The sequence below is a fragment of the Pedobacter sp. 05L430 genome, assembly GCF_056397585.1.
Genome location: NZ_JBFTNT010000281.1, coordinates 1 through 9,779, shown reverse-complemented (window position 1 = coordinate 9,779; position 9,779 = coordinate 1). Strand labels below are relative to the sequence as shown.

The 9,779-nt window shown below is 37.4% G+C and carries 9 protein-coding genes and 1 pseudogene; 6 read left to right on the top strand and 4 right to left on the bottom strand.

What is annotated here, in order from left to right; all coding sequences use genetic code 11:
• The 3 genes from AC1DG9_RS22490 to AC1DG9_RS22480 form a co-directional block, all read left to right on the top strand.
• The coding region (locus tag AC1DG9_RS22490) for a TonB-dependent receptor domain-containing protein (protein ID WP_477635272.1) at window positions 1-1,181 on the top strand (1,181 nt) is incomplete at its 5' end.
• 146 nt (window positions 1,182-1,327) lie between these two features.
• On the top strand, window positions 1,328-2,881 hold the full coding sequence (locus AC1DG9_RS22485) for a RagB/SusD family nutrient uptake outer membrane protein (RefSeq protein WP_477635271.1): 1,554 nt from the start codon (window positions 1,328-1,330) through the stop codon (window positions 2,879-2,881).
• Between the two features lie 79 nt (window positions 2,882-2,960).
• Entirely contained in the window at window positions 2,961-5,282 is a 2,322-nt protein-coding gene (locus AC1DG9_RS22480; RefSeq protein ID WP_477635270.1) for an alpha-L-rhamnosidase-related protein, read from the top strand.
• A 39-nt stretch (window positions 5,283-5,321) separates the two neighbouring features.
• Here the strand turns inward: AC1DG9_RS22480 and AC1DG9_RS22475 are convergent, their stop codons facing one another.
• The gene (locus AC1DG9_RS22475) at window positions 5,322-6,152 is read right to left on the bottom strand and encodes a phytanoyl-CoA dioxygenase family protein (protein WP_172659172.1); all 831 of its coding nucleotides are present in this window, start codon (window positions 6,150-6,152) and stop codon (window positions 5,322-5,324) included.
• A 183-nt stretch (window positions 6,153-6,335) separates the two neighbouring features.
• Between AC1DG9_RS22475 and AC1DG9_RS22470 the strand changes: the two genes are divergently transcribed.
• Entirely contained in the window at window positions 6,336-6,641 is a 306-nt protein-coding gene (locus tag AC1DG9_RS22470) for a hypothetical protein (protein ID WP_477635269.1), read from the top strand.
• On the opposite strand, the gene AC1DG9_RS22465 is transcribed toward AC1DG9_RS22470, so the two are convergent.
• Window positions 6,638-8,008, bottom strand: a complete 1,371-nt coding sequence (locus tag AC1DG9_RS22465) for an exonuclease domain-containing protein (protein ID WP_337718149.1) — start codon at window positions 8,006-8,008, stop codon at window positions 6,638-6,640. The two genes, AC1DG9_RS22470 and AC1DG9_RS22465, sit on opposite strands and share 4 nt — an antisense overlap.
• Window positions 8,009-8,207: 199 nt before the next feature.
• On the opposite strand from AC1DG9_RS22465, the gene AC1DG9_RS22460 reads away from it, so the two are divergent.
• Window positions 8,208-8,573 (top strand): response regulator, encoded by a 366-nt coding sequence (locus tag AC1DG9_RS22460; RefSeq protein WP_172659169.1) that lies wholly within the window; start codon window positions 8,208-8,210, stop codon window positions 8,571-8,573.
• 65 nt (window positions 8,574-8,638) lie between these two features.
• On the opposite strand, the gene AC1DG9_RS22455 is transcribed toward AC1DG9_RS22460, so the two are convergent.
• Window positions 8,639-9,040 carry an OsmC family protein gene (locus AC1DG9_RS22455; protein WP_172659168.1) on the bottom strand — a complete coding sequence of 134 codons (402 nt, stop codon included), beginning with the start codon at window positions 9,038-9,040 and terminating at the stop codon, window positions 8,639-8,641.
• A 154-nt stretch (window positions 9,041-9,194) separates the two neighbouring features.
• Here AC1DG9_RS22455 and AC1DG9_RS22450 point away from each other — a divergent pair, with 154 nt between their 5' ends.
• Window positions 9,195-9,431 (top strand): hypothetical protein, encoded by a 237-nt coding sequence (locus AC1DG9_RS22450; RefSeq protein ID WP_048906181.1) that lies wholly within the window; start codon window positions 9,195-9,197, stop codon window positions 9,429-9,431.
• Window positions 9,432-9,449: 18 nt separating this feature from the next.
• Here the strand turns inward: AC1DG9_RS22450 and AC1DG9_RS22445 are convergent.
• Window positions 9,450-9,779, bottom strand: a pseudogene (locus AC1DG9_RS22445) (nucleoside recognition domain-containing protein); the annotation flags it as partial.

The window sequence follows — 9,779 nt, the reverse complement described above, 5'->3', positions numbered from 1 at the left end:
CAACAGCTCAGGGTGGTTTGGGAGGTGCTCCCCCTCAACCTCCTACGGGAAGTTACGGTACTAATAGATTCTTAAATTTACTGGCCGAGAATACCCTTACTTATCAGAAAACCTTTAATGAAAAACATAATCTGGATGCCTTTGTGGGTTATACCTTTCAAAAATTCAGATCGGAAAACAGCAATATTCAAGCTTCAGAATTTCCGGATGATAATGTTCAATGGATAAATGCAGCAACTACCAGAATAGGAACTGCAGGTACAACAGAATCCTCATTATTATCGTACATAGGCCGCTTAAACTATAATTACGACAATAAATATTTGATTTCACTGGCGTTTAGAAGAGACGGTTCGTCAAGATTTGGAACGGATAATAAGTATGGTAATTTTCCATCGGTTTCAATAGGATGGGTAGCTTCTGATGAGAAGTTTATGAAAGAACAGGATAAAATAAGCCTGTTAAAATTTAGGGCAAGTTATGGTAAAGTGGGAAATAACAATATTGGAGATTATACCTACCTGGCTTCTGTAAATTCTGATAATTATGTGTTTGGAAACCAGGTAACACCAGGTAAATCTCTTGACGGGATCGGCAATTCCTTTCTTACTTGGGAAACTACATCTAGTTTCGACGCTGGTGTTGACCTTGGACTCTTTAATGACAGGTTGAGATTAACCTATGATTACTATTGGAAAAAAACGGATGGACTGCTTTATAATGTAGATATCCCTGTTCAATCTGGGTTTAACAGTATTACATCAAATATAGGCCGTTTTGATTTCTGGGGGCATGAGCTGAGTTTGGAATCGAGAAACCTCGATGGTGAATTAAAATGGACTACAGGTTTTAACATTTCCTTTGATAGAAATAAGGTAATCAAATTAGGCACAAACAATGCACCTATTGGAGGATATAGTCTTTATTGGGATGATAACAGAACAGCTGTAGGTAATCCAATAGGAATGTTTTACGGATATATCAATACTGGTGTATATATGACCCAGGAAGAATTTGATACCCAGCCCCATGGTGCAACTTCTATGGTGGGTACAGCAAGATTTAAAGACATTAGTGGGCCAGACGGCGTTCCTGATGGTATTATAGATGAAAATGACAGAACTTACATCGGTAACCCAAACCCTGATTTTACGTATATTTCAGTACTCAAAACCCTTTAATTTTTACTAAATATCCGGGGATGAATCCTGAAGCAGGTATGTCCGGACTTAACGGTTTAAGTCAGGGACGTGATTTTACTTCTTATCCAATCTCTCAGATTTTTACACTGGGACTTAACGTAGGCTTTTAATCTAGAAAAATAATCATGAAAAATAAAATATTATACATCGTGGCAGTTTCCATTGGATTTCTTTCCTGTAAAAAAAGTGAGCTTGATCTTGTACCTAAGACCAGTGTTAGTGCCCCAACTTTTTTTAAAAGTGAAACTGAATTTCAGCAGGCTGTAGTTTCTGCTTATAGCAACCTTAGAGGAGTTGCTTTTACAGGTATTTATATGGATGAAATGCGTTCAGACAATACCTTCTTTAATTATTATTCATCAGACAGAGGATCTGAAACCAGTATAGAAGCAATGGCGGTCTTCCTTGACAATAGTTTGTCAAGTGCAGAACCAAATAATGCAGGTAACAGGTACGGAAATGATTACTCTGGAATTGCTAAGGCAAATACAGTACTGACCAGACTGAAAGCGAACACGATTGGACTTTCGCAGTCATCTATGGACGATCTTTCAGGGCAGGCCTTATTTCTTCGTGCATATTACTATTTTGATCTTGTAACGCATTATGGGGGCGTGCCATTGCAATTGGAGGAGATTGTCTCAGAAACTGGTGCATTCCTGCCTAGAAACACAGTTGATGAAGTATATGCTCAGATCATTGCTGATCTGAATGATGCCATAGCAAAACTTCCGGTAGCGACAGCTTTTCCTCAAACCGGAAGGGTTAGTAAAGGTGCTGCCAAAATGCTCTTGGCTTATGCTTATATGTCTAAGCCAACACGCGATTATGCGAAAGCAGAAACTGAGCTGTTAGATATCACCAAGATGAATTATACACTTCTACCAAATTATACCGATGTGTTTTCGCCAACAAATAAAAACAACAGCGAATCAATTTTTGAAGTACAATATAAGGCAGGTAACGATGGTCAGCAAAGTGATTTTATATGGAGGTTTATTCCAAAAACTACCAATACAGAAGCCATTCTTGGATTACATGGAACCAACCAAAGAGGAGGTATTACTAGTGGGGGATGGAATGCGCCTACTCAAGAAATGGTGAGTTCATATGAAAGTGGCGACAAAAGACTGCCAGCTTCAATTGGTGTAGCTATTGGCACTCAAACCGGAGATTCTTTTACAATAAGCTCCGTTGTTAGTCCTGTTAATTTCACACCGCCTGCCGGAAAAACATTTTATTACTTTATAAATAAATATGTGTTTCCACCATATACCGTTGAGTGGAATACAGATCAGAACTGGCCGGTTTACCGTTATTCAGGTGCTTTGTTGCTGCTTGCAGAATGTCTTGTTAAGCAGGGTAAAAATGCCGAAGCTCTGCCTTATTTAAATCAGGTAAGAAAAAGAGCAGGATTACCAAATCTGGCTTCTGCTACTGACGATAATGTAGCCAGCGAAATGCKACATGAACTTGCTTTTGAAAACCATCGCTGGACTGATCTTGTTCGCAATGGAAAGGCAGTAGAAACTTTAAATGCAAAAGGGAAGCAGCTTAAAAGCCTTTATGGTTGGCTGTTACCAGCCTCATTTAATGTAACTAATAATAGATTGATCTATGCAATACCATCTAGAGAGGTGCAGATAAATAGTAACCTGGTTCAAAATCCAGGATATTAGGCTAACGCATCAGGATAGATACGCCGTCATCTCGACGATAGGAGAGATGACGGCATTTTTTAACAAATAATTAAGAAATATGAATTATCTGATAAGATCTTTTTGCTTTATTATTGTCTTATTCATAAGTATTTCCTGTTTCTCTCAGACAGAGCGCTGGCAAGCAGAATGGATTGGAATTCCTCATGCAGAAAAAGACACTAACTTATGGACGTCTTTCCGAAAGCAGGTTTCTATCGATAAAATTCCAAATAAGGTGCTTACCAAAATTAGCACCGATTCTAAGTATTGGCTGTGGGTGAATGGGAAAATGATCGTATTTGAAGGTCAATTAAAAAGAGGGCCTAATCCACGTGACACCTATTATGATGAAATTAATCTGGCACCCTATCTTACCAAGGGAAAAAATACGATCTCTATATTAACCTGGTATTGGGGAAGAGATGGTTACGACCATAAAAATAGTGGTAAATCGGCTCTTTTGTACGATATGACGATAGGAAACAACGTAATAATATCAAATTCAACTTGGAAAGTGATGCGGCATCCTGCTTTTGGCAATACCAGCGCACCTTTACCAAATTATCGCTTGCCCGAGTTTAATATTTACTTTGATGCTCAGAAAGATATGCCGCTTTGGAACCAGCCAGATTTTGACGATCATTCCTGGGTAAATGCTACTTCCTATGGGAAGCCACCAGTTTCTCCATGGAATAATCTGGTGAAAAGACCCATCCCTTTTTGGAAAGATTCGGGACTTTTACATTATACTAATAACGCTAATCTGCCAAAGGTGAGTGATGGCAATCCGATTGTTGCCAAATTGCCTAAAAATATATCCATTACCCCATATTTAAAGATCGATGCTCCGGCTGGTTTAAAAATAGACATTCGAACAGATAACTATAAAGGCGGTAGTGAGTATAACGTTCGTACAGAATATATTACAAAAGCAGGGATACAGGAGTTTGAAACATTTGGATATTTGAATGGACATGAGGTTCATTACTCTGTTCCTAAGGATGTGAAAATTATTGACTTGAAATACCGGGAAACCAGATATGATACCGAACAGATAGGTAAATTTAAATCTGATGATCCTTTCTATAATCGTCTTTGGGAAAAATCATATAATACACTAAATGTTAATTTGAGAGATGCAATTCAAGATCCGGATAGGGAAAGGGCACAATGGTGGGGAGACGCGGTAATACTAATGGGTGAAATTTTGTATGCCTGCGACAGAAATGGAGAATTAATTATTAATAAAGCAATTCGTAACCTTGTTGACTGGCGAAAACCTGATGGGGTATTATATTCGCCTGTTCCTGCGGGTAGTTGGAATGGCGAACTTCCAACTCAAATGCTTGCTAGTGTGGGGAAATATGGTTTTTGGAATTATTATCGTTATACTGGAGACACTGCTTTGATTCGGCATGTTTATCCTACAGTCAAAAATTATTTGCAATTGTGGCGTTTAGGGGACGATGGTTTAGTAATACATCGTCCGGGAGGATGGGACTGGATGGATTGGGGAGAAGATATTGATACCCCATTACTGGAAAACGCATGGTATTATATGGCCGTTGAAACTGCAGTAAAAATGGCAGAGCTAACAGGAAATCAATCTGATATAAAAGCCTATCAGGAGTTACTGAAATCTATAAAGATAAATTTCAATAGAAAATTTTGGAGCGGCAGTGCTTATAAAAGCCCAACAAATAAAGGTGTTATTGATGATAGGGGGAATGGATTAGCTGTATTAACAGGTTTAGCAGATAGTGGGAAATACGAAGCCATTAAAAATGTATTAAAGACTGAATTCCATGCCAGTCCTTATATGGAAAAGTATATAATGGAGTCTTTCTTTATTATGCATGATGCTAAAGGTGGGCTGGGAAGAATGAAAAAGAGATATGCTAATATGGTTGAAAGCCACCTCACTACATTGTGGGAAGGCTGGGGGATAGGATCCGAAGGCTATGGCGGGGGATCGTATAATCATGGTTGGTCTGGTGGCCCATTAACACTTTTAATTCAGTATGTTGCCGGAATTGCTCCGGAAGAGACTGCCTATAAAACGATTAGTATATTGCCTCAACCCGGAAACTTACATGAGATCTACTGCGTTACGCMTACCGTAAAAGGAAATATTACCGTGGATCTGAAAAGGAGAGATAACAAACTCACCTTTTTTGTTGATATACAACCCAATACCCTGGCTAAAATAGGTTTGCCCAAAATGGAATCTGGTTTGTCCAATATATCATTAAATGGGAAACTGTTTGTGAAAAATAAGAAAAGTCTTAAAAAACATCCCGAGGTTATATTTAAAGGAGAAGATGTAAATTATTTTCTGTTTGATGTTAAACCCGGTAAGTGGTCATTCGTATTGTATTAGAAACTCGAGGATAATGCATTATCCCCGAGTTTATTTCTGTTAGGGTAATGAAGGATTTTTAGTATAGATCAAAGGATTTTGTTCGTCATCATTTAACAGGTCCCCTACTTTCAGCTTAGCTACCTGCTCATCAGATAGGATATTCTGGATTCCATTAAACGCAGCACCATCAGGCATAAAAGCACAGGTCATAGCTCGTCGAAAGCCCTTTGTCATGTTAGCACCAGCACCATGTATCGTTAAGCCATTGTGAAAAGAACAGCTACCAGCTTTCATAGGAACCGCCTTTGAATCAGAAATAGAGAGTTCAGGATAGAACTTAAATACTTCATCCATGTTCTTGCCTATACCTGGGTTTTCAAAAGAGGTTGAATGATATGAACCTGGAAGGAAATACAGGCATCCATTTTCTAGAGTGGCATCATCAAGTGCAATCCAGATGGATAAAGCGCGGCGGTCAGAAAAGGACCAAAAAGGCGTGTCTAAGTGCCACGAAGTAGGGTTGGCCCATGGACGCTTTATCAATGCCTGATCATGCCATACCCGTATTCCATCACAGCCAGATAAGTCAGCAACCATTTTACCTAGATTTTCATCGAGTATTAACTGTTTTACTTTTTCATTGGTTTGCCATAAGTTGAGCATTTGATCGAATACCTTTCCAAAATAGTCGGCATTTTTATTAATCCCATCCTCTTCACCAGTTTTAGTATCTTTCCCCGGTAGTTTTCTGCCATCGCGTTGAATCAGTGCCTCAGTTACCGCTTCGCGCCAGATTTCTAATTCATCCTTATCTAAAAAATCTTCAATAAGCAAAAAACCATTCTTTCTGTAATCTTCAATTTGTTGTTGTGTGATTTGTGTCTTCATCTGTTTTTACAAAAGGTTATTGATACGAATTTACCTTGTTGGTTTGGAAAATATACTGCCTTTAATTTGTTATTATTTGCACTTTCTGATATTGTAAAGTCGCTTCATACTTTCTTTAATTCAATTTAAAATCGTTAAATTCAGTATGTACTTTTACCTCAATTGTACTTATCTATATCCAGGATGAAAAGAAAACTCACAATAATAGCCCTGCTAATCTGTACGTTACTTGTTGCCAATAAAGCAGGAGCTCAGGAAGTAAATAAAAACTACGATGAAAAATTAGCTAAAGAACTTAAAGCTGATGATTATGGGATGAAGAAATACATTCTGGTAATTTTAAAAACGGGTTCTGCCAAAGATTTACCCAAACCTTCATTAGATAGTATTTTTAATGACCGCAGATTATTATCAGTGGTATGGTTCTGCAGCATTAAAAGAAACCGTAAAAATCCACAGCAGGATAGAAAAGAAAAGTCACTAGTTTAAATTGCTATTTTCTTTTGAGGGAACTGCTCCGTGTGTGATAATATCATATGAAGGATGTAGTCATTGGAAGGGTAGGGCTGTAGGACTGATTTTAGCTCTTCAGGCGCATTAATATCTGCATGATGTGAAATGTACCCCATGCCATAGAATTTTCCTTCCTCTACAAGCAAACAGCTTTGTTCGTCTTCAGTTCTTCCTTTATCAATAACGGCAAAAGATGGCAACATCTTTTTTAAATCTTCAATAGCATATTTAACCCTTACGTTGTAGGCAGCAGCAGATTCTTTACCTACACAGGCACCGGTACAATTACCTTCTTCATAAGCTGTACAAGCTTGTCGGTTTTTCTGAATAAAGCAAAGCTTTTCGCACAGCAAATGTTCTTTTATTAATGCCTTTAAAAGATTATGCCCCTCTAGTATGGTATTAAAACTATACAGGGCCGGTGTATTTTTTTTAAATTTATCTATGCCCAATCTTATATAGCCTTTTTGATCTTCGAAAGCATACAAACTATATTTCTGTTCAAAACGCTTTAAAGCTCGGTTGTTTGTTGGCCATAGTTTCTTGATCTCTGTGGCTTCCAAAATAAAAGCCATTAGTTCTGTACCACATACTTCAAAATCTACACTGTAAATATCCTTGAGGAAATCCTGACGCTGTTTACTTGTGCTATTGCCTGTAAAATGAGAACAAACCCTCTTTTTCAGGCTTTTAGCTTTACCAATGTAGATCACTTTACCCTTTTGATCTTTAAAGTAATATACACCGGGGCTTAAAGGCAGTTTTTCTATTTCCGATTTCGGTAAATTAGGAGGCAGGGCCTGCTCTTTTGAAGCTTTTCTTAACGATTGATTGATAATCCCTTCAGCATCTGCCTGTAAAAGCATACCTAATAGAATTGCCGTAGCAGCTGCATCTCCACCTGCACGGTGCCTGTTGTTTATCTCTATACCTAAAGCATTACAAAGCTTACCCAGACTGTAAGAACGATGACCTGGAAGTATTTTACGGCTAAGCCTTACGGTACAAAGTTTATTGCATTGAAGCTGATAACCTGCCAATGATAATTGATGTTTAACAAATGAAAAATCGAAATTTACATTGTGCGCAACAAAAGTTTTATCGTGCAGCAATTCATATACTTTTGGAGCTATATCACTGAACAACGGAGCATCTATAACCATTTCATTGTTTATGCCCGTTAATGCCTGTATGTATTCAGGAATTTCCTGAGCAGGGTTAATCAGTGTTTCAAACATATCTATTACAGAAACACCATCATGAATAAGAATTGAAATCTCTGTGATTCCATTTCCTGAAGCAAAGCCACCTGTTGTTTCTATATCTACTACCGCGTAAAGCATGTTTTTTTAAAGCCTTTATGAAATGTAAATATGCTAATAATTTTAGTAATAAATCAAATTATTGGGATTTAGTAAATTTTTTGATCTAGTAAATTAGTTTTAACAAAAATTGTCCCAGATCACTTTTCTAGTATTTAATTAATAATAATGAAAAATGTGGCATATAAATCGCTTATAATTAGCTAAAAGAGTTAGTGAAATGTCCAGAAAAATATTAGCAGTTGACGACGATAGTGATATAGTTGATATTATTAAGATTGTATTGGAGGGTGAGGGTTTCGAGGTATCTACTTTAACCAGCGGGAGAAATGTATTGAATGTCATATCATCGTTAAGGCCTGATCTGGTATTGTTAGATGTGATGCTTGGTGGAATTGACGGCCGGGACATTTGCAAAGCAATAAAAGCACACAATTTATTTAAAAATATTCCTGTTGTAATGATCTCTGCAAGTCACAATCTGCAAAGTTTATTAAAATTACCAGGCTCACCTAATGACTTTCTTTCAAAGCCATTTGATATCGATAGTCTTGTTAAAAAAGTCAAAGCCCAATTTGCGGCTTAGTTACTTGCCAACTGTACTAATTAATGTATAAATAGTACTAAATTGTATATAGTAAAACGCTTTTGTTACCTGGTCTCAATTCTTATGGGATTGGTTAGTATTTTATGAATGGGGCACTTGTCTGCTATCTGCATTAAGCGTTTACGTTCCTCTTCTGTTAATGTCCCAATCAGTTCAATTTTTCGGGTAATAGTTGTTTCCTTGCTCATTTCCTTTTCCTCGCAAATAGCCAACTCTATTTTAATTGCATCAAGGTTGTATTGTTTCCGATCAGCATACATTCTAACGGTAATAGCTGTGCAGCTTCCTAAACTAGCAAGCAACAATGCTCCAGGTGTCATGCCTTCATCTGTTCCGCCTATGCTTTCAGGTTCATCAGAATAAATAAAATGCCCTCCTGCATAAACCTTAGTTTTATAATGAGACCTGTCTAGCTCTGTAATTGCGGTAATTTGATTATCTGCCATGTTTTAATGTTATGCAGATAAAGCTACAATTAAATTTAAGCATTCTCATTCATAAAATAATCATCTAGATTTAACAATAATATAGCAAGCATTTAAAATAGGCTAAACATATTATAACTTAATTTGTTATAGAAATAACTAACCAGGTATCAGTATGTTAAGTAGCTATTTAAATTTCAGATTTGATGTTCAGGGCAAGCCCATAAACGGATTCTGTATGCGCATACAGGATGATTTTCACGAAACCTATGCAGTAATAGTAGATGGCTACCATTCTTTTTGTGTGTGGTTAGATTCTACTTCCACCTGGAGGTCTTCTAAGCATACCAGTTTAGAACCCACTGCACTTGAACAGATTATTAGCAGAATAATATCAACAGAATCTAAATAATTCTGTAATCTATATTTCTTATCCAAAAAATAAATAAGCAAGACCTATTGCTGTACATACCCCAACAAGATCGGCCAGCAGCATTGCGCCAATAGCATAACGGGTATTCTTAATACTTACAGAACCAAAGTAAACTGCAACTACATAAAAAGTAGTGTCAGAGGCACCCTGGAAAATGCCAGAAAGCCTGCTTGCAAATGAATCCGGACCATAGGTTTCCATAGTACTTACCATCATTCCTCTTGCAGCACCGCCACTCAGTGGTCTTATTAAAGCCGTAGGTAAGCCTTCTACGAATCTGGTGTCGGCCCCTAAAAATGAGAAGAAATCTTTTATACCCCCAATTAT